The organism is Fusicatenibacter sp., from assembly GCF_050872605.1.
In the GTDB taxonomy this organism is placed as follows: Bacteria; Bacillota; Clostridia; order Lachnospirales; family Lachnospiraceae; genus Fusicatenibacter.
This window is the reverse complement of sequence record NZ_JBNMHD010000028.1, coordinates 1-20,964: the sequence shown is the minus strand read 5'-3', so window position 1 is coordinate 20,964 and position 20,964 is coordinate 1. Positions and strand designations below refer to the sequence as shown.

The window sequence follows — 20,964 nt, the reverse complement described above, 5'->3', positions numbered from 1 at the left end:
TGTAACTGTAACTTGCTTTTCTGGCAAATATTACAGTTTTACCGGACTGACAGAAATCCAGCCCGGATTCTGTTCTTTTTATTTTAGCTCAAAATACCGGTTCTGTCGAGTGGATTCCCACAGGTTAAGAGAAATGTAAGAAAACCGGTACCGCTCTTTCTTTTATGCGCGCTGGCCGTGTGCCTCATACATGAGAACGGCGGATGCAATCGCCGCGTTTAACGACTCCACTTTTCCTTCCATCGGAATACGGATCAGGCACTCGGCGGCCTCTGCCATTGCGTCGGTCAGGCCGTTTCCCTCATTTCCGATCAGGAATGCCGTTCCTTTTGTGTAATCCTCCTCGCGGTAGGAATGCACGCCGTGCAGATGTGCCGCGTACGTACAGATCTTCCGCGCTTTTAAGCCTTTTACAAATCCGGCCGCATCGTCGACGATCAGAAACGGCATACGGTAGATCGAGCCCATCGTCGAGCGGATCGTTTTCGGATTGAAGATATCCGCGGTACCGCGGCTCATGATGATGCCGGTGACTCCTGCGCCCTCTGCGGTGCGGATGATTGTTCCGACATTTCCAGGGTCCTGCAGATCCTCAAGTACCATCAGAAGCGGTGTCTTTCCGTTGTCCAGCACCTCCTCTTCGGTGTAATGCGGCATGCGGATCACACTTAAAACACCCTGCGGCGTCTTCGTGTCGCACATGGACTGGAACACGCGGTCGTCCACTACTTCGTATTCTGTCCCGTCGGATGGCATTTCATGCGTTTTGCTGCCGCTCTCAGACACATATACTTTTTTCAGCCATTCCCGCGGCGCTTCCTGAAACATTTTCCAGCCCTCTGCCACGAAAACATCCTGCTCCCGGCGTTCTTTTGCTTTTTTATTCAGCGCAATAATGTTTTTTACCTGTGCATTGCTGCTGCTTGTAATCATGAATGGTTCCCTCATTTCCTGTTTTTCATCAATTTGGCAAGTTCTTTGTTTTCGCCGACCAGAATCAGCACTTCCTCTGCGCGAAGCAGCGTCTTCGGATTGACCGTGACACGGATGTTGTCCCCGTCCTTGACGGCAATCACGTTGATACCGTATTTCTTCCGCAGATCCAGCTCCTCGAGGTTATGCCCCGTCCACGCTTCCGGCACGGGAAGTTCTACCATGGAGAACGAATCCGACAGCATGAAGAAGTCCTGGAAGCCGCCGGAAATCAGGCTTTTTCCGAGGCGGATGCCCGTCTCACTCTCCGCCATCACGACGCGGTCCGCGCCGACTTTTTTCAAAATATTGGCGTGCATCTGGCTCATGCCCTTTGCGATGACGAGCGGCACGCCCGCCTCTTTTGCCTGCAGGGTGGCAAGGATACTCGACTCCATATTTTCGGCAATACCGACGATCACCACATCCATGTTGCTGATGCCAAGCGATGCAAAGACACGGCTGTCGGTGATGTCTGCGCGTGCCGCATATGTGACGAGATCGGCGATCTCCTGTACCAGCTCCGGGTCTTTATCGACCGCAAGCACTTCTTTTCCTGCCTGTGCCAGCGTCGTTGCCACGGCGAAGCCGAATTTTCCAAGTCCGATGACTGCGTATTGTTTACTCATGTTTTTTCTCCTCTTTTATCCAATCAGCACCCGCTGTTCCGGGCGCTGGATATCCACATCTTTTCTTCCGCTTCTCCGCCGCAGTGCAATGGCCAGCGTAACCGGTCCAAGACGTCCCATGAACATGACCAGAATTACGATGATTTTTCCCGCCGCCGGAAGGGTCGGCGTAAGCGACCGCGTCAGTCCCACGGTTGCCACAGCGGAAACGATCTCATACAGGCAGTCCAGCAGAGGACTTCCGGTGACAGAGATCAGAAGCACCGTCGCGGTGAATGCCATCGTCAGTGCGAAGAAGAAAATAACGATCGCGGTGCGGATGTTTTCTTCCATGACCTTCCGTCCCCAGACCACGGTGTCGGAATCGCCGCGGATGTAGGATGCGACGACCACGAGCAGAATCGCAACAGTCGTCGTCTTGACACCGCCCGCCGTTCCCATCGGAGAGCCGCCGATGAACATAAGGATCATGCTCACCATCGCGGAACCGTCCGAGAAGTTTGCCTGCGGGATCGTCTCAAAGCCGGCTGTTCGCGTCGTCACGGACTGGAAGAAGGCCGCCATAACCTTCTGCGCTGGTTTTAAGCTGCCAAGCGAGGATACGTGGTTCCAGTCCAGCGCGAGGATCAGAAGCGCCCCGCCGAACAGAAGAATGACGGTTGTCGTCAGAACCAGTTTTGTGTGGAGCGTGAAGCCGCGCACGAAGTTTTTCCGGGTCCGTTTTCCTTTTACAAGATCCTGCACGCGCTCCAGCACTTCCCACCAGACCGGAAAGCCAAGGCCGCTTAAGAGAATCAGGCCCATCGTCGTAAAGTTGATGAGAGGGTTCGTCACAAACGGGGCGAACGAGGATTCCCCGACGAGGTCAATTCCGGCGTTGCAGAAGGCGGATACGGAGTGGAACAGGCTGTAGCCGATTCCCTTCCAGAAACCGTATTCCGGCACAAACCAGAAGCTGTAGAAAAAGGCTCCCGCCAGCTCCACCGCCGCCGTGCCGATCAGCAGCTTCCGCACAATACCGACGCTGCCCTTTAAAACCGGCAGATTGTAAGTGTCCTGGATCAGTTTGCGGCTCTGCAGACTGATTTTCCGGCGCAGGATCAGAAACACCATCGTCAGGCACGCCATGATGCCAAGACCTCCGAACTGAATCAACCCGAGGATCACAATTTTTCCAAAGGTACTCCATGTCGTCGCCGTCGGAACGGTGACAAGGCCCGTCACGCAGACAGATGTCGTTGCGGTAAACAGAGCGTCGAGCCAGTAAACGCTTTTTCCGTCCGCCGCAGAAACCGGCAGGCACAAAAGAATCGTTCCCAGCAGGATTACCGCCGCAAATCCCAGCATCATAATCCGCTCCGCCGGGGTATGCCATTTATTTTTGCTTTCTTTTTCGGCCATTGCTCCTCCTATTCTGCCGCTTCATTTTCTGCTTCACTGCTGTAGTAGAGCTTTCCGGTCTCACTGTCCGTCACGGTAATATCCGCAAAATATTCCCCGCAGGAACCCTCACACTGGTAATAGACGTCAAACGAAACCGTCATGTCATCTTCTCCTTCCAGGTATTCCGCGTGAACCTGATTTTTCGCGGTCCGCGTCGTTCTGCTCCACACTTTATCATCCGCAAGAAGCTCCTTTTTGATCTTCACAGGAAATTCACTGGATGCAATTTCGTGCTGATTGGACTCGTTTTTGATCCGGTAATAGAGATTCATGTACAGCCCGTCATCTTCCTCATGGAAAAACCAGCCGTAGATATCATCTTCCGCAACAATCGTCGGCTGGATCAGCTCGGCGTTTGTTTTGGTCGTGAATGCATTCATCTCATGCGTAAACTCATGCTGCATCCGCTGATGCTTCATCAGCCAGCTTCCTCCTTTCACTCCCGCCGCTGCCGCTGCAAGAACAACAGCACTGACACACAGAGCAATGATTTTCTTTTTTGTCATTTTTACTCCCCTTTTATTTTTTGAAACATAAAAATAAGATACTCATTGGAACATTTATGAGTATCTTATCAGTTTGCCGATATAAAGTCAACGGAGCCGGGGGAGACTTTCCGCTCCGGCGCGCCGGATCAGGACCGGATTTCATGCACTTGCAAGTACAAGCTCTCTTGTCTCCACAATCACGATCTCATCGATCGACACATGCAGCACCGCTGCCAGCACGACCAGGTTGTCGATCGCCGGCATGGCGGTGCCGTGCTGCCACTTGTAGATTGCCTGCGGGGTGGTGAAACCGAAAATTTCCTGCAGGTCGCGGACGGTAAGGCCTGCCTGCTGCCGCAGTCTTGTAATGTTTCTTCCTGTTGCTTCCATATCAATTGACGGAATTGCCATCATTTTTTTCTTCCTCCTTCTTGCGGAGGAATTTTACTGGTTTCCCCCGCCTCTATTCTGATGCTTTGAAATTGTAAACGGGACGCAGCACCTCCACGACATCGACCGATGCACGGACTATATCGAGAATGTCATCCAGCGATTTGTACGCCATCGGCGCCTCGTCCAGGGTATGTTTGTTGACGGAAGTCGTATAGATTCCCTCCATACTCTTCCGGTATTCCTCCAGTGCCAGGGTTTCCTTCGCTTTTTTGCGCGACATCAGCCGTCCGGCTCCGTGCGGGGCGGAATCGTTCCACTCCGGATTGCCTTTTCCGACGGCGAGAATACTGCCGTCGCGCATATTGATCGGAATCAGCACTCGTTCTCCTTTGTGCGCTGCGATTGCGCCTTTTCGGAGTATCATCTCGTTTGTGTCGATATAGTTATGAATCGTGTGGAACGCATCGGTGCCGGTAAGGCCGGTTCGCTCCAGCAGGATTTCCGCTATTTTTTCCCGGTTCCGGCGTGCAAACTGCTGGCAGATCTCCACGTCGTGCAGATAGGCTTCCAGATATTTTCCGGTCAGATAGCAGAGATCCTCCGGCATCTGCGCTTCGTCCGGTTTCCACTGCAGCTGTTTTAACGCCTCCTGGATTTCCTTTCTGCGGCCCTGCTCTTTGTAGGTCCGTATGAGCTCCTCACGTTTTTCCAGGTACTCGTCATAACCGCGGTCCAGCCGCACTGCCAGATTCTGGTAATACTCTGCCACCTGTTTTCCGAGATTCCGCGAGCCGGAATGGATGACGAGATATTTTGTGCCGTCGGCAGCTTCATCGATCTCGATAAAATGGTTGCCGCCGCCTAAGGTTCCAAGCGACCGCTCCAGGCGTTTTGTGTCTTTTAATTCCCGGCTGCAGGCAAGTGTCATCAGGTCAAAACGTTCCTGTCTCCCCTCCCAGACATTCATGCCGGACGGGATAACATGTGCCGCCTCGTCGATTTTCGCAAAATCAAGTTCGGCTTTTCCAAGCTTTACGGTGTACATGCCGCATCCGATATCCACGCCGACGACATTCGGCACTGCCTTGTCTCGGATGGTCATTGTTGTTCCGATCGTGCATCCTTTTCCCGCATGTACATCCGGCATGATGCGGATCCGCGAGCCTTCCGTCATCGGATAATCGCACATGCGGCGGATCTGCTCGATGGCTTCCTCTTCCACGACCTTTGCGTAACAGATGGCTGTATTTACTTTTCCTTTAATTTCGATCTGATCCATTCGGGTCCCCCCCTTTCCAAATAAGGTACTCTCGGAGTCTTTCTGCGCTTGATTTTACGAGCAGAAAGACTTCGAAAGTACATAATATAAAAAGCCACCTATCCCATGTGTTCAACATAAGATAAGCGGCTCCTCTTCGTTCGTATCCAGTTGTCTGATGCGTTTGCCTAATTTGTTCCTCCCGCATCATATTCCACAGAATCCGTTTCATCGCTTTTCTTAATTGAACATATCAAAACAAAGCCACGCTGTTTGACGGCAAACGTTGCTTCTGGGGTATGCTCTAAATTGCAATAGCTGAAACGTATTCTTGCTGACATCTGCTTTTCCTTTCCAAAACCTTTTTGACAGATTCTTTTTTCTGCTTTTCTCCAGTGTATCATAAACCAGCGCGGTTGTCATTATACCAGTAGTTTAAAATTACCCGGAAAAGAGGAATATCCCCGTCAATGACGAGGCTATCTTCCATGCTTGTGTTTAATAATCTGCTTGTTTCAACTCACAGTCGGTATTTTCACGGAGTCTGACATGTCGAAAATAGTTCGACTATGACTTGCCTCATGCCAGTGGAGGATACCGATTTCTCTCCGCCCGCCACTGCCGTTATGTTTCTTTTAACAATTCATCTCACCGCTTTAGAAGCGGGGGGACTTCTTGTCTACTGATGTTAAAATGAGAAAGTTGTCCAGACTTGGCAGGCACTTGCCGGAGATCCATTTGTAGACCGCCTGTGGATTTTCGAAACCCATGGCGTTCTGAATGTCTCTCACGGTGTATCCGCTTTCACGAAGAAGGGATTTGATGCGGCTGCCAGTTTCTTTCTGCTGGATTGACAAATAAATTGGTTCCATCCTGCACCTCCATATGTTTAAGCCATCCCGAAACACAGTTTTATCTTATCATCCAGTACTGGAAAAATCCAGTTTTTTCTTCCTGTTTCTACACAACCCGAATGATCTGTTCGTACAAAAGGATTTTCTTTTCATCTACATTCCGATTGTCATGATAATGGCCGAAGAACCATTTCTGAAATTGTACGGTCTGTAAAATTTCTTCGAGATATTCCGTCTCGCGATCCTTCTGGAATAGGCCTTCGCCGATGGCATCCTGCACAGACGATGCACAGCTGTGGGTTACAATAAAATCCACCCGATTGTCGTGTGCTGCAAGATTGTTCCGTCCCTCTTCCATCTCTTCTTCGGATGCAAGCTCCTCTTTCCACCAGCTCAGGTGATTGATCCGGTACGGCTTCCAGCCGCGGTCGAGTTTCTTTTTCTTTTCCTGATAACTGGGATCGCTCCGATCCAGAATGCCGCCGCTCACGTCGTGGCTGCTCGCCCCGCCGAACGTGAAAAACGTTTTTCCACAAAGTTCAAATACCTGCCCGCGCATCAGATGCAGCACCGATGGGCGGATCTCATGCACGTTTCCGCCGTGCCACTCTTTCACCGGGTATTCTTCATACAGCCGGTCGAAATTTTCATGGTTGCCGTCCACGAACAGTGTCGTAAACGGTTTCTCCTGCAGCCATTTGAGCAGATACCGTTCCTCACTATCCTCGCCGCCCTCACTCCAGACCCCGCCGAAATCCCCGCAGATGATGACAAAATCATCCTTCGTCATCTCTTTTTGCTCCGGAAATATCCGCGTATTGAATCTCCGAAAATCCCGATGGCAGTCGCCGGTTATGTAAATCATTCTGCACCGCACCCCTTTCCTGAAAAATAGTTATCTTTTATTATACTTTTTCCGGCACGGTTTGTCATTCTACCTGTGGTTTAAAAAGTTTTACTGCTGATTAAACAATAATAAATCCCTTTCTTCTGCTAAGTAAACAATAGCCAAAACTTCCCCTTGACTTCAAATATCGGCGTCAACGTCATCAGCTTTACCACCGACGATCTTCGGGAAATTTATTCTTTCATGGGTGACCTGGACGGCCTTGCCATCCGCTATGCCTCCGCTTCCCCGGAACAGGAAAAGCTGCTCGCCGAGGCGAAAGCGATTCTGGAAAGCGGACGAAAAGCTGCAAAAACAGGTGATGCCGAAACCTGGAACAACTGCTCCGATGAATTTCATCTCGTTTTTTACCGCTACTGCAGCAATTCCCGCCTGACCGAATCCGCCGAACGCCTGCGCAGCGGAATCTCGATTTTTTCCAATCAGTACAGCAAAGAGACGGTAATTCAGACGCAGATTGATGACGAGCATCAGGCCATTTTTGACGCATATCAGAATGGTGAAATTGAAAAAGCCGTCCAGATGATGAAATCTCATCTCGACGACTCTCTCAAATATGCGCTCTCGTTTTTACCAGAGAATTAAAATTCGTATTCTATTTTTCTGCAGCTTTTTCTTCAATCAAATGATGGTTCAGCCATTTTCCTGACTTGAACCGGATGGTAAAGAGAATGGAACGCAGGCTCCAGTCTGCCGCCATACCGATCCAGACGGCAATCGGGCCGAATCCCCATACACGGCACAAATAAATACAGAGACTCACACGGCACAGCCACATCGTGCAGCAGGATGTGATCATGGAGAATTTTACATCTCCGGCAGCCCGCATGCCGTATCCCGGGACAAACGCCATGACCCAGCAGAGCGGCTTTGCAATTGTGATAAAGATCATCATCTGCATGCAGAGCTTTGCACTCTCTGCCTCCATACCGCCGATCATCGTAATCGGTTTTGTCAGCACAAATACCAGCAGACAACTTGCAACGATAACCACTTCTGACAGCCAGCACAGTTTTTTAATATAGTAGATTGCTTCATCCTTCCGGCCTGCGCCAAGACACTGACCGACTACTGTCATCAGTCCGATGCCGACACCGATCGCAGCGACACCGTTCAGATTTTCAAGGATGTTCGTCATCGCCTGCGCGGCAATGGCAACCGTGCCAAGAGTGGACACGGTGGACTGAATCGCCAGCTTTCCAAACTGGAACATACTGTTCTCGATTCCCGATGGGATACCGATAAACAGTATTTTTTTAATCAAACCAAAGTCCGGCCGAATGGAAAGATACTGCTTCACAAAAATCGGTTTGCTTTCATCCCGAAGCTTCCACAGTACGACAACCGCACAGAAAATACGCGAAATTAAAGTCGAAATCGCGGCTCCTTCGACACCCATGTGGAAGCCGAAAATAAGAATGGCATTTCCGCCGATGTTCATAAAATTGGAAATCACCGAAATCACCATCGGACTGCGGCTGTTGTTCTGCGCCCGCAGAATCGATGCGCCCGCATCGTAAAGCCCGATAAACGGGAATGACAGCAGCGTAAACAGGAAATACACCTGCGAATTTTTCATAACATCCGCTTCCACTGCCCCGAAAATCACGCGCAGCAGCGGAACACGGAAAATCAGGCAGCCCGCGGATAATGCGACGGACAGCACTGTCATAACAAAAAGCACCTGCTGTGCCGAGCGGATTGCTCCATCCCGTTTTTCGCTTCCCAGATACTGCGAACAGAGAATCGCTCCTCCTGCCGCCAGCGCAGAAAGCGCCTGAATGACTAAGATATTAATGGAATCCACCAGCGAGACTGCCGAAATTGCGGCAGAACCGACATTGCTGACCATCATCGTATCGACGGTTCCCATCAGGGAAGAAAGCAATTGTTCAATGATGATCGGAATTAAAAGCTTGCGAAGATCCGTGTTACTGTATAAATGAGTTTGTTTTGTTGTAGTTTTCATTGTTTTTGCTTCTGCATGACCTCATCTGCCGAATATGCTTTGCCAGCCCTGCCTTTTCCACACCTTTCTTTTTTCTCTCCATTCTATTCCATTTGACGATCCATTGCAATCATTTCGCGAATTTTGCTCTTATCTGATTATTTTTATCAAGCACAACATACTTTTCTATCTCATAATGACTTTTTCAGTCTTTCCAAATCTTCCTTGTCCGGGTGTGACAAAGCACGGTCAAAATTCTGAATCAGCAGATCAAGATTCGCCGGATGCTCCGGGTTTTCTTTCATTTTCACATACCGTTCACGCACAGACTGCGGCATCTTTCCCTGACACATATACTCCCCGATGACCGTATTGCTTGCATCGATCGACTGTTTGACTTGTCCGAGAATCTTTTCAAAATAGGCATCACTTCCGCCAAAACCAGCTGTTCCAAACAGAAAAATCTTTTTATTTTTTAATTTCGACAGCAATTCTAATGTCTTTTGGTCTGCATTCCCTTTGTCCGTCCAAAATCCGATATAGCATACGTCGGATTGCGGTACCTGCAAATCGTTTGTGCCAAAATAATCGCATTTGTCCTTTGGCAACGTTTCATAGATTGCATCAGCCAGCTTCTTTGTATTACCCGTTAAGCTGCAAAACAGGATCGAATAATGTTCTTTTCTCATAGCCCATACACCTCCAGTTCAGGCACTAATGTGGGAAATCCAATTTTCCTCAATAATACGTTTATCGCTATTTCCTGTCAATCTTCAATCAAACTGAAAGATATTAAGTCCGGTTTCTTCATCATGAACTCTGTCCACTCTTCCGTCAATTACCGTAATGACCAGTTCACAGGTTGCACTGACAATCGCTCTGTTCAGGTGTCCTCCAACCACCTCGCCGTTCTGATTTCCGGCGCTCATATGAAGATGGGCATAATATTCCCCATCCATTGTATTGATTGTACCTGTCAGTGATGTAATTTCATAATACCCCTGGAAGCTGTTTGCATCATATTTCTTCTCGTCTGTCTTGTATACTCCGACTGTGAAATCGTTGATCGCTCCAAGAGCCTGGATACTGGCAAGCTTTATATTCTCCTTTATGGCAATTACCTTCAGCTGCTCCAATATTTCCTCATCTTTGTCAATCCTTGCTACTATAACATTGTCAAATTTTCTGTATTCCATTTCGTTCTCCTTTCTTTTTTCGCCCGGTCACTTTTCAGACATTTCCTGCTGCTCATCGCATGGCAGATTCTTGCTCCAGGCGGTTGACGCTCCCCACTGCCAACGCAGGAACATTCCTGTTTCTCCCACTCCTGCAATAACCTCAATATTTATTCAGGAAATGCTCCCTGTTCGGGTACTCCTGCCGATATGCCCGGAGGGCGGCTTCCCGGAGCAGGGTAAATTCTTTTTCCATGCGGAGCAGGTGAGGTGCCTTAAAGGCGATCATGCTGATCTGTTCAGCGATTTTTTTTGCGATTCCTTCTTCGGATAATTGTCCCATGCCGAAGACCATAGAGGTAAATCCTCTTCCTCCTCTGCTGACCTGAATAAATTTCAGGAATACATTGTACAGTTCATCCGCAAGAATCTTCTGATATCCCTCCTCTGACTGCATGGCTTCTGCCAGGCACAATGTGGAGAGAATCCGGGCTCCCATCTTTCTTCTGTCGCCTCCCAGGTCCAGAGAAGTTCCTTCCGCCAGATACTTCAGTTCCATCAGGCATTTGACAAATTCATCCTTCTGGAGCCTGCGCTGCCCGTACCGGGCCGTCCAGAGCCGGGTCCGGTATTCTTCTGCCCAGGCTTCCTCCTCTCCGATATGTGCTTTTAAGATCTGCTGCCGTTTCGCCGGATCTGTCTCCTGATAAAAATCTTTGGTCCATGTATGTTCCATCTGTTTTTTCCTCATTCTTTCTGCCTGCAAACGCAGCCTTTCTGCTTACATTCCGGAATGGGAACTTACCTCTTCTGCGTTCAGATATTCATTGATATTGCTGCTGTCTACCTTCTGATATTCCGAAAAATAGTACCGTCCTTCTTTCAGGATTTCCTGGTCAAATTCCTCTCCCGCGAACAGCTCCACTGCCATTTTCGCCATTTCCTTTGCCTGGTCTACTCTGTCATTGAGGATGCTGCCCTGCATTTCTCCTGCCTTTACGGCTTCCAGAGCCTCTTCCAGACCATCAATTCCGAAAATCACCGGCCAGTCTTCCCGGACATAGCCTGCTTTCCGATACGCTTCCACAGCCCCAAGTGCCATCTCATCGTTGTTGGATATGACAAGCTCAATTTCTTTTCCGTACTGGCTGATCAGACGGTTCATGCGGTTCTCCGCCTGTCCCCGGTTCCAGTCCGCCAACTGATAGCTTAGCTTTTCCAGTATAACATTATTTTTCATCAATGTCTTTACGGAATACTCTGTTCTGCTGATGGCATCCTGATGACCTGCTTCTCCTTCCAGAAGCACGTACTGAATCTTTCCGTCCTGATTTTTATCGACTTCCGGATGGCTGTTGATGTATTCTGCTGCGATCTCACCCTGCATAATCCCGGACTGTTCTGCATCACAGCCCACATAATACAGCTTTTCCCACTGCATCAGGTCTTCCCTTACCGGTTCCCTGTTAAAAAAGATCACCGGAATATCTTCGTTTCTTGCCATTCGGATGATCCGGGACGGAGCTGTCCGGTCCACAAGATTAATACAGAGCACATCACAGCCTGCATCGATCATTTCTTCTACCTTTTCGTTCTGTTCCTGCTGATCGTCGTTTCCGCTTTTTGTCGATACGATAATCCTTCGTTCTTTGTTTTCCATGGCTTTCAGCTGCGCCTTCAGTTCATCCGTCAGTCCATTGATAAAAGGATCATCCTGCGTGTAGGTTATCACTCCGACCCGCAGGGTTTTCTCTGTCTGGTCCGACTTGCCGGAACACCCCGACAGCACAAGCACCGCACTCCCTATCGTGGCAGATAATGATACTGCCACCCTTCTTTTCTTTTTATTCATAGGAATATAAAAACCTTTCTAAATCTTCGTTCATAGAGAAATTTTCCTTGCCAAGTACCTGATATTCGGTTATATATCCTTGCATTTTATAAGACCTGTGCTCGATCCTTTTGGTTATTTCTTCCACACTTTTATAGCCGATTTCATATCCGTCCGGCACAGCCAGCCCCTGAATGTTTCCGTTATCCAGAAGTGCAATCGTCTTCAGACTGTAACCCACTCCATAGAGCTCTGCCCCCTTATATGTTCCGTTTTCTGCCTGCTCTCCAAATTCTTCCAGGATTCCTGCATCCAGGATGACAAGAACATCCACTTTTGTTTCCTTCTTCATCCGCTCCACAATATCCTGTTCTTTTCTCCGGTAAATACACCAGCTGATCTTGCTTTCGCTGCCTTCCAGCGCCTCGTTCAATCCACCAATCTCCGCCTGTACAGCCTCGGACATTTTCCAGTCGGCGATAATTCCGATCTTCTGCTTTTTTATTTTCAGCTGTTCTCCCAGCCACCTTCCGATCTCCCGGTAATCCGGCTGGATCGTGGGACTGGCAGTTTCCCCTTCTTTTACCGCCAGACCATCTGCAATCAGCAGATACGGTTTCTTTCCACACTCTTTTTTCAGCATATTTTCCGTCTCATGACCGGGTGCCGGATATATGATAAAGCCATCAATATCGTTGTCCTTCTGTTCCCTGATAAATTCTCTTTCCGCCTCCGGCCCGCCGATCTCTTCCGTGTTACAGATAATCATATGGACGTGGTTCTCTGCCGCAGCCTGCTTCATTCCCTTGATCAGGGCATCCCAGCGTTTGTCACCGGACTCCGGAAGAATCACGGCAATCCGGGGCTCCGCTACGTTCTGATCGAAAATCTTCCATACAAAGAATACTGCCAGCAGCAGCAAAAGAAACTCAATTATAAGAAATTTTATTCTGTTCTTTTTCATCTGCCCGGTCTCCTCTGTATATATTTTTGTAATTCCAATGCTTCTGCGTTTTCCGGTGTATATGGGACTGCCGGAATACGGATCGTAACCCTTGTTCCTTCGTCCGGCTCACTTTCTATGGAAAGTCCGTATTCCTCTCCAAACATCAGTTGGATTCTGGAATGCACATTGATCACGCCCACGCCGGAGCCATGCTTCGGAACCTTGCTGTTATCCGTCAGAATATTTTCCAGAACCTCTTCCCGCATACCCATCCCATTATCTTCAATCGTAATCAGGATGTCATCGTCTTTCTTTTTTCCACTGACGATGATCATACCATCATCATCCTCATCCATATTGCCGACACCATAATAGATGGCATTTTCCAGAATAGGCTGGATCACCAGCTTTACAATGCAGTAGTTTTCAATCTCTTCCTCAATCCGGAATTCTGTTTTAAACCGCTCTTTGTACCGGGCCAGCTGGATATTCATATAGCTTCTGCTGTGCTGCAGCTCATCCTGAATGGGAATGATGGTCTTACCGCGGGACAGGCTGACACGAAGTAATTTTGCCAGTTCGGAAATCATACGAACCGCTGCTTCATTTTCCTGGGCTTCCACCATCCATGTGATGGACTCCAGCGTATTATACAGAAAATGGGGGTTGATCTGGCTTTGCAGGGCATCCAGTTCACTTTTTCTTCGTTCATTTTGCTGCCGGATGATCTCGTCCATCAGTTTTTCGATCTGTTCATAGGACTTCTGCACAGAATATCCCAGATGGCGGATCTCCGAGGAGCCGCCGATATAGATATCCGGTTTTCCTCCTGCCTCGTGGGCCTTGACGGAAGCGTCCAGTTCCCGGATCGGCTTGGATATCTTCCGGGATACCAGCTGGTTTCCCTCCAAAAGCATAACCAGAAGGACCAGAATGGTAGCAAATACATAGTAACGGAAGTTTTTATAGTTTGCTGCCTGCACGCTCTCCGGCACAACACCGATCATCTTCCAGCCTGTGTAGGCCACGCTGCCGACGATCACGGTCTCGTTCTGACCGTTAGAACGGATCTCGTAGGTTCCGTCCTCGTATTTTGCCGCGTCCAGACTGTTTTCTTCAAATAATCCGCGGTTTAACTCCGTTCCCCGTGGATGGTAGATCATCTCTCCGTCCTGACTGGTCAGATAATAGTAGATTCCGCCGGAACAGTCATTGATCTGTTTCATCACGTCCCTGATCACAGAATATTTCATATCCAGCAAAAGAATACCTGTTTCCGGTGTCTCTCCCTTGTTGACATCTACATACCTGCTCAGGGAAACGACCCATTGGTACCGATAGGATCCATCCTCAAACAGCTCCTGGATATGCGGTGTGGAAAAATGTATATTTTCAATGGCATCTTCCGCATTTTTGTACCATTCCTGCGTCGGCACCTTTACGTTTTTCTTTTCTGCCGCCACCGGCTCCGATGCGATCAGATTTCCTTTGGGGTCATACAAAGCCAGACTCTGAATCTTATCGGAATTGGTCTCATAGAGCAGACTGAACTGCTCCGAGAATTCCCGGCTGGATATATCAAACTGCTGGACTACGTTGTAGTTTGCCCCGTTCAGGATCTGACGGATATCCAGCAGATCTGCATTTAACCGGTCTACGGTAGCCTCCACGGTAGCTTCCGTGTTGTCTACCGCTGTTTTTTCCAGAGCCAGCTTGAATCGATGGTAAAGCAGCAATCCCATTACAATGATCGTAACCAGTGAAATCGCCATAAGGACAGACAGGATGATCGACTGTATGTTAAATACGATATTCTTCCGGGAATCCGGCTTTCTTTTTCTGTCTTTCATGTATCTTCCCTTTCACCTGTTCCCTCTTTCCCGGAAGCTCTGTATTTGGAAGGGGACACACCGAATTTCTTTTTGAATACATAGCTGAAGTAGTTCGCATCCTGATATCCTACTTTTTCTGCGATCTTGTAGCTCTTTTCATCGGTGTTCAGCACCATTTCTTCTGCCCTGTCCATTCGGTAATCGGTAAGATAGGAGACAAAGGACTGACCGGTCTCCTTTTTAAAAATGGACGAAAAGTAAGAATTGGACACCCCAAGATCTGCGCACACGTCATCCAGGGAGAGCGCCGGTTCCATATATCTGTCTTTTACGATATTCTGTGCATCGGTAATCATCCGTCTGGAGGTACTGTTTCTGGTACTTCTCAGTTTTTCACTGATGGCCATAGACATATTGATGATCCAGTTTGTCATAGAGTTTTCATCTAACTGAGTCACTCTTTCGTAAAGATTCTGTACATTTCCGGAAATTTCGTTGAAATCCATGGAATTATTGGCACAGAATTTGAAAAATCCACTGACGATCTCCATGGTAGCCAGATTGTACTGGCTGATGGTGGCTGCATTCTTATGGAGCTTTTCTGTCTCCTTGATGGCTTCTTTCCGGATCTTCTCCTGATCCCCTACATGAATGGCACGAAACAGCTCCTGCATCCTTGTTTCTTCTAAGGGAACCGCCTTTTTTGACTCTTTGGGAACGATCTCTGCGATATTGATGGCCCGTTTCGTTCCGTACAGGACACGGTAGGACACTGCCTCTCTGGCTCCCTCATAGGAAATACTGATATCGTACAGATTGTTGCAGACGGTTCCGATTCCTGCGGTAACCGCCGCTCCCATAATTCTCCATGCCCAGCGGCAGAACCGGTCACACTTGTCCGTCAGTTGAGCTATTTCATCTTCCGAGTGGAGTTCCATGATCAGAATCGTATTACCCATATAGATGAATTCCTGGCAATTACAGTTCTCCATCAGCCGCTGTTTGATCTCACGTTCCACGGACATGGATAACAATAAGGGATTCATGCCATCCGGCACATCATTTTCCGAGGTGTGAAAAATCATACAGCAAAACAAAGGTCCCTTCATATCCACCCGATAGTCCAAAAGGAATCGTTCATAGTCCTCTTCCCTGACCCTTCCCTCAATCAGGGAAATGAAGAAATTGGACTGCAGCTTTGGTAAGACCTCCTGGAAATAGTCTTCCAGTTTTTTTACATTTAACTTTTCTTCCCGTTCCCTGTCCAGCGTGGCTTTCAGCTTCATCAGGCTTTCTGACAGCTCGGTGGCGCTGATGGGTTTCAGCATATATTCCTTAATTTCCAGATGGACGGCCTCTTTTGCATATTCGAATTCGTCAAAACCGTTGCAAAGCATAATGTAAATATTGGGATAGTCCTGATTCAGTTTTCTTGCCAGTTCCAGTCCATCCATGTAAGGCATCTTAATATCCGTCAGTACCACATCCGGCTGAAGTTTTTCCACCAGCTCCAGAGCCTTCACACCGTTGGTGGCACTTCCCACTACATCAAATCCCAGGTCATTCCAACGGATCTTTTTTTTCATAACGTCGATGACCTCTACTTCATCATCGACAAGAATCACTTTATATTGTTCCATCCTTATCCTCCTGTTTTGCGGAGCATATTATTGTTCCTTTATTATAGCAGAAGATTGCTCTCTGCTGAATGAATAGTTATAAAATTTTCCCAAAACAGAATAAAAGACCGCCCTGGTCATCCATCGGACGACCGGGCTGTCTTATATTCTATCTGTTTATGAGTATTTAATTATTTTTTCTGTACATATTTCAGACAGTCAAGTGTTACGGCTGCCAGAATGATGATACCTTCGAAGATGAACTGAAGGTTGGTATCAATACCCAGAATCGTCAGGGCGTATGTCAGGGAGGTAAAGATCAGTACACCGGTTACAACTCCGGAGATCTTACCGATACCACCGGTAAAGGATACACCACCAACTACGCAGGCTGCGATGGCATCCATATCCCATCCCTGTCCGTAAGCTGCACTACCGGAACCAACCATACGGTTGCATTCCAGCCAGGAACCGAAACCATACAGGATACCTGCCAGCATAAATGCTCCCATCGTTACTTTGAATACAGAGATACCGGATACTGCTGCAGCTTCCGGGTTTCCACCTACCGCATACAGGTTTTTACCAAATGTTGTTTTGTTCCAGATAAACCATACAATGGCAACTGCTGCAACAGCCCACAGAATGATGGTCGGGAATTTTCCGATCTGCGGAATGAATGTACTCGGGATGGCAGAATCAATCGCACCGAAGGATACACCCTTGGTCGCATAGGTAACCAGACCGAAGATGATCAGCATGTTCGCCATGGTAGAGATAAACGGATGCATTTTGAATCTTGCCATGAAAAATCCGGCAATCATGGCAAATACTGTTGTAAAGATCACACACATTAACAGTGCAAACAGTGCTTTTGCTGTAGCAGGCATAGCGGAGAAGTCAAATACATGGCCGAATACGGCACCTGTATTGATTCCGTTATGCATGATGATGGTTGCTGTAACCATACCCATACCAACCATACGTCCTACGGAAAGGTCGGTACCTGTTAACAGGATCAGGCCGGCAACACCAAGTGCAAGGAACATACGCGGGGATGCCTGCTGTAAAATATTCAGGATGTTGGTAACTGTCAGCAGCTGTGTATTTTTGACGATTGGTGTGATGATACACAGTGCGATGAAAATCAGAATGATTACGATATACAGACCGTTTTTGTACAGGAACTGAGATAAATCAAAGGTATATCTGTAATTCTCCAGTTTCTGTATTCTCTGCTGCGGGAATGTGAATTTGGATGCTCTCAGCAGGTCGATCAGATGATATTTATGCATGAATGCTTCATGTCTTCTGTCCTTGATCTCCTGGAGCTTCGATTCGTGAGCCATCTGCGCGTCAAATAATTTATTTTTGAGCACATATTTCTCAGCCTTGATCTCTTCTGCATCCTTCAGGGAAGCAACCCTTTTCTGATGCTCGCTCTTCAGATCTGCTTTAACCTTCTCGTATCTGCTGTTTTCTTCTGCTTTTGCAGCTTTGCAGCTTTTGTTTACTACATCGTAATAATCCTTTTTGTAATGCGCAGCCAGATAGCCTTCTGCGTCTGCGATCAGCTTTTTGATTTTTTCTTTGTTGTCTGCTTCTACTTTTTTCGCATTTTCCAGCTCTTTTTTGCTGTTTTCAATGATCTTATCTCTCTGTGTTGCGGATAAGTTCTTATTTTCTTTTGCGATCACGATCTGTTTTTTCAGATCGCTCACTTTATCAAAGCCGTCTACGCGTAATGCATCGATTTTTTTCTGGATTTCTTCCACATATTCATCGATCGGCTTCAAAAGCTTTGCTTCTTCTTCCGATGAAATAATAACGCTGTTTTCTGCCATTTCCAATTTTCCTCCTGTTACAGGTATTTAGCACTGAGTCTCAATAATTCTTCCTGGTTTGTTTCTTTGGTATTTACAATTCCGGCCAGACGTCCGTTAGACATAACACCGATTCGATTGGTAATACCAAGAATCTCCGGCATCTCGGAAGAAACAACGATGATTGTTTTTCCCTGTTTCGCCATATTGATGATCAGTTCATAGATTTCATATTTTGCTCCAACATCAATTCCTCGTGTCGGGTCATCCATCATGAATACGCTCGGTGAACGTTCCAGCCATTTACCAAAGATGACCTTCTGCTGATTACCACCGGAAAGGTTGGCGATCATATCATCCGGTCCCATACATTTTGTATGCATGATCTTGATTTCTTCCGCTGTTGCACGCACCATCTTGTCATGCGACAATGCGATTCCGCTCTTATAATGCTTCATATTCGCAATGGTAGTATTGAATGTAATATCGCCCTTCAGGAACAGACCATTGGCTTTTCTTTCCTCTGTAATCAGAGCAAATCCGTGATCCATGGCATCCTTCGGGGAGGAGAAGTTCAGTACTTTTCCGTCATATACAATATTTCCTTCTGCTTTTGTACGAATTCCGAAGATGGTCTCCAGAAGTTCGGTACGACCGGCACCGACCAGACCATAGAATCCGAAGATTTCTCCTTTTTTGATATCAAAAGAGATGTTCTGCAGTTTCGGTGCATATTTTGTTGATATATTCTGTACGGAGAGAATGGTTTCTCCCGGTGTGTTGTCTACAGGCGGAAATCTGTTGTCCAGAGAACGTCCAACCATGGCGGCGATCAGTTCGTTCATATCCGTTTCTTTACTTGGCTTGGTCATGACCAGGCTTCCGTCTCGCAGTACGGATATTTCATCACAGATTTCAAATATTTCATCCATTTTATGTGAAATGTAAATCAGAGCAATTCCCTGAGCCTTCAGCTGACGCATCATCTTAAAGAGTTTTTCAACCTCCGGTGCAGTCAGGGATGATGTAGGTTCATCCAGTACAATGACTTTGGAATGATACGAAATCGCTTTTGCGATCTCACACATCTGTCTCTGAGATACAGACATTTTCTTCATTGGCTGCGTCAGATCAACTGTAATTCCCAGTTTTCTGAACAGGTCTGATGTTTCTTTTTTCATTCTTCCTTCGTCGATCACTCCAACGGAATTCTTTGGGTATCTTCCAAGGAACATGTTATCTACAACACTTCTTTCAAGACACTGGTTCAACTCCTGGTGTACCATCGCCACTCCGTTTTCCAGTGCATCCTTCGGACCGGAGAAATTCACTTCTTTTCCGTCCAGTACGATGGTTCCTTCATCTTTCTGATAGGTTCCAAAGAGGCATTTCATCATTGTCGATTTTCCGGCACCGTTTTCACCCATCAGTCCCATAATGGTTCCAGGTTTGACATTCATGCTGATATGTTTCAGAACCTTATTTCTACCGAACGATTTGCTCATGCCGTTAATCGATAAGATATATTTATTCTTATCATCTGTCATAGCTGCGCTTCCTTTTCTTAGTAAAGAAGGGTATCATTGCTGACACCCCTCTATAATTTCATTCATTTACGGTAACGATTCAGAGACCTCATCTCGATTTCGCATGGCTCCGAACCGTTGCCATTTACACTTTTATTCTGTCTCAGATTATTTGGAGAGAAGTGATGTATATGCTGCTGCATTATCGGTCTTAACCATGTTAATTGCAAAAGCATCATACTCGCTCGGGTTTCCAAGACGGTTTGTGATATTGGACTCTGTCTGTCCGTCTCCACCGATGTAATCTACCTTCAGGTTCAGCAGATCATCATATTTCTCCAGCAGTGGCTGATAGGTAGAGCTCAGGAAGTTATCCGATGCGTTGTAGATATTCAGCCATACTTTTTTGGATGGGCTCTTGCTTTCATCCAGCTGTTTTGCAACTTTATCGTAAACTTTTGTGGAATCTGTGAAATCGTTGTAGTTATCGGCTGTTACAGCAATATTTAATGCGTAGTAAGATCTCTCTTCTTCGCTGTATCTGTAATCTTCACCCTCTGTCAGGCAGTTGCCGGCTTCATCTGCTGTACCGATACCGGTATCAATGTCTACACCGTCCAGTGCGTTACGCAGAACTCTCAGTGTCAGGTAAGCCTGAACGTCTGCATGCTGAGAAATTGTTCCGCCATATCCTTCACCGATTGCTGCTACAGCATCGCTGTTTGCATCGTAACCGAAGGTAGGAACTTTGTTGTCTTTTGCCCATGCATTGAACATTGACATTCCCATACCATCGTTATTGGAAACTACAACATCGATCTGATCACCGAAGGAAGCTGTCCATGTTCCGATCGCGTTACCAGCTGTTGCAGCATCCCATGTTGCACCTGCTGAGTTTTTCATTTCCTGAGAAGCCAGCTCACGGATGGTATATGTTTTTCCGTCTACATCCAGAGTTGCATCCTGCACAACCTTTGCTTTTCCGTCTACGTTTGTTCCGGCCGGTGTAGAATCTACTCCGCCGTCTGCATCTACACCTGTTCCAAGTGCGGAACGAACACCACGTGTACGGGCGATAGAATCGTTATGTCCGATATCACCGATTGCCAGAACATATCCGATTACGCCGTCACCGTTTCTGTCGATCGTGTCTGCGTTTTTCTTGATGTAATCCAGAACCATCTGTCCCTGCAGTTCAGCACCCTGGTTTGCATCGAAACCTACATAATAAGTATTTCCGTTGAAGTTCAGAGCATCTTTGTCCAGTTCGCCGGTAGCACTGCTGGATGGCTGACGGTTGAACCAGCACAGAGGTTTGTC

At 47.5% G+C, this 20,964-nt stretch carries 21 protein-coding genes; 1 reads left to right on the top strand and 20 read right to left on the bottom strand.

Features of this window, described 5'->3' with window-relative positions:
* Positions 1-162: 162 nt before the first annotated feature.
* The 9 genes from ACY2VT_RS09500 to ACY2VT_RS09460 all read right to left on the bottom strand — a co-directional run bounded on the left by ACY2VT_RS09500 (position 163) and on the right by ACY2VT_RS09460 (position 6,902).
* The gene (locus ACY2VT_RS09500; RefSeq protein ID WP_461879724.1) at positions 163-933 is read right to left on the bottom strand and encodes a TrmH family RNA methyltransferase; all 771 of its coding nucleotides are present in this window, start codon (positions 931-933) and stop codon (positions 163-165) included.
* A gap of 11 nt (positions 934-944) precedes the next feature.
* On the bottom strand, positions 945-1,601 hold the full coding sequence (locus ACY2VT_RS09495) for a potassium channel family protein (protein WP_461879712.1): 657 nt from the start codon (positions 1,599-1,601) through the stop codon (positions 945-947).
* Between the two features lie 15 nt (positions 1,602-1,616).
* Positions 1,617-3,002: a TrkH family potassium uptake protein gene (locus tag ACY2VT_RS09490; protein WP_461879711.1), complete on the bottom strand. Its 1,386-nt coding sequence runs from the start codon at positions 3,000-3,002 to the stop codon at positions 1,617-1,619.
* Positions 3,003-3,010: 8 nt separating this feature from the next.
* Positions 3,011-3,550 (bottom strand): hypothetical protein, encoded by a 540-nt coding sequence (locus ACY2VT_RS09485; RefSeq protein WP_461879710.1) that lies wholly within the window; start codon positions 3,548-3,550, stop codon positions 3,011-3,013.
* A gap of 141 nt (positions 3,551-3,691) precedes the next feature.
* On the bottom strand, positions 3,692-3,946 hold the full coding sequence (locus ACY2VT_RS09480; protein ID WP_295753494.1) for a helix-turn-helix domain-containing protein: 255 nt from the start codon (positions 3,944-3,946) through the stop codon (positions 3,692-3,694).
* A 49-nt stretch (positions 3,947-3,995) separates the two neighbouring features.
* Positions 3,996-5,204, bottom strand: coding sequence for an RtcB family protein (locus ACY2VT_RS09475; protein WP_461879709.1), 1,209 nt, complete (start codon positions 5,202-5,204; stop codon positions 3,996-3,998).
* A gap of 167 nt (positions 5,205-5,371) precedes the next feature.
* Entirely contained in the window at positions 5,372-5,587 is a 216-nt protein-coding gene (locus ACY2VT_RS09470) for a hypothetical protein (RefSeq protein WP_461879708.1), read from the bottom strand.
* 252 nt (positions 5,588-5,839) lie between these two features.
* Positions 5,840-6,055 carry a helix-turn-helix domain-containing protein gene (locus ACY2VT_RS09465; protein WP_461879707.1) on the bottom strand — a complete coding sequence of 72 codons (216 nt, stop codon included), beginning with the start codon at positions 6,053-6,055 and terminating at the stop codon, positions 5,840-5,842.
* A gap of 88 nt (positions 6,056-6,143) precedes the next feature.
* Complete coding sequence (locus ACY2VT_RS09460; RefSeq protein WP_461879706.1) at positions 6,144-6,902, bottom strand: metallophosphoesterase family protein; 759 nt, start codon at positions 6,900-6,902, stop codon at positions 6,144-6,146.
* A gap of 156 nt (positions 6,903-7,058) precedes the next feature.
* Here ACY2VT_RS09460 and ACY2VT_RS09455 point away from each other — a divergent pair, with 156 nt between their 5' ends.
* Entirely contained in the window at positions 7,059-7,529 is a 471-nt protein-coding gene (locus tag ACY2VT_RS09455) for a GntR family transcriptional regulator (protein ID WP_461879705.1), read from the top strand.
* Between the two features lie 10 nt (positions 7,530-7,539).
* Here the strand turns inward: ACY2VT_RS09455 and ACY2VT_RS09450 are convergent, their stop codons facing one another.
* The 11 genes from ACY2VT_RS09450 to ACY2VT_RS09400 form a co-directional block, all read right to left on the bottom strand.
* A complete protein-coding gene (locus tag ACY2VT_RS09450; RefSeq protein WP_461879704.1) occupies positions 7,540-8,913 on the bottom strand; it encodes an MATE family efflux transporter in 1,374 nt (457 codons plus the stop codon).
* 170 nt (positions 8,914-9,083) lie between these two features.
* Positions 9,084-9,581, bottom strand: coding sequence for a flavodoxin family protein BilS (gene bilS / locus ACY2VT_RS09445; RefSeq protein WP_461879703.1), 498 nt, complete (start codon positions 9,579-9,581; stop codon positions 9,084-9,086).
* 84 nt (positions 9,582-9,665) lie between these two features.
* A complete protein-coding gene (locus ACY2VT_RS09440; protein WP_461879702.1) occupies positions 9,666-10,088 on the bottom strand; it encodes a PPC domain-containing DNA-binding protein in 423 nt (140 codons plus the stop codon).
* 142 nt (positions 10,089-10,230) lie between these two features.
* A complete protein-coding gene (locus tag ACY2VT_RS09435; protein WP_461879701.1) occupies positions 10,231-10,803 on the bottom strand; it encodes a DUF6553 family protein in 573 nt (190 codons plus the stop codon).
* Between the two features lie 45 nt (positions 10,804-10,848).
* Entirely contained in the window at positions 10,849-11,898 is a 1,050-nt protein-coding gene (locus ACY2VT_RS09430) for a galactose ABC transporter substrate-binding protein (protein ID WP_461879700.1), read from the bottom strand.
* A 13-nt stretch (positions 11,899-11,911) separates the two neighbouring features.
* Positions 11,912-12,862 carry a substrate-binding domain-containing protein gene (locus ACY2VT_RS09425; RefSeq protein WP_461879699.1) on the bottom strand — a complete coding sequence of 317 codons (951 nt, stop codon included), beginning with the start codon at positions 12,860-12,862 and terminating at the stop codon, positions 11,912-11,914.
* Positions 12,859-14,694: a cache domain-containing sensor histidine kinase gene (locus tag ACY2VT_RS09420; RefSeq protein ID WP_461879698.1), complete on the bottom strand. Its 1,836-nt coding sequence runs from the start codon at positions 14,692-14,694 to the stop codon at positions 12,859-12,861. Before ACY2VT_RS09420 ends, ACY2VT_RS09425 begins: the two co-directional genes overlap by 4 nt.
* The gene (locus ACY2VT_RS09415) at positions 14,691-16,316 is read right to left on the bottom strand and encodes a response regulator (protein ID WP_461879697.1); all 1,626 of its coding nucleotides are present in this window, start codon (positions 16,314-16,316) and stop codon (positions 14,691-14,693) included. The genes ACY2VT_RS09420 and ACY2VT_RS09415 overlap by 4 nt, the downstream gene beginning before the upstream one ends.
* Before the next feature lie 170 nt (positions 16,317-16,486).
* Complete coding sequence (locus ACY2VT_RS09410; RefSeq protein ID WP_461879696.1) at positions 16,487-18,139, bottom strand: galactose/methyl galactoside ABC transporter permease MglC; 1,653 nt, start codon at positions 18,137-18,139, stop codon at positions 16,487-16,489.
* A 17-nt stretch (positions 18,140-18,156) separates the two neighbouring features.
* Entirely contained in the window at positions 18,157-19,665 is a 1,509-nt protein-coding gene (locus tag ACY2VT_RS09405; RefSeq protein WP_118750408.1) for a sugar ABC transporter ATP-binding protein, read from the bottom strand.
* Between the two features lie 147 nt (positions 19,666-19,812).
* On the bottom strand, positions 19,813-20,964 hold a 1,152-nt coding region (locus ACY2VT_RS09400; protein WP_461879695.1), incomplete at its 5' end, for a substrate-binding domain-containing protein.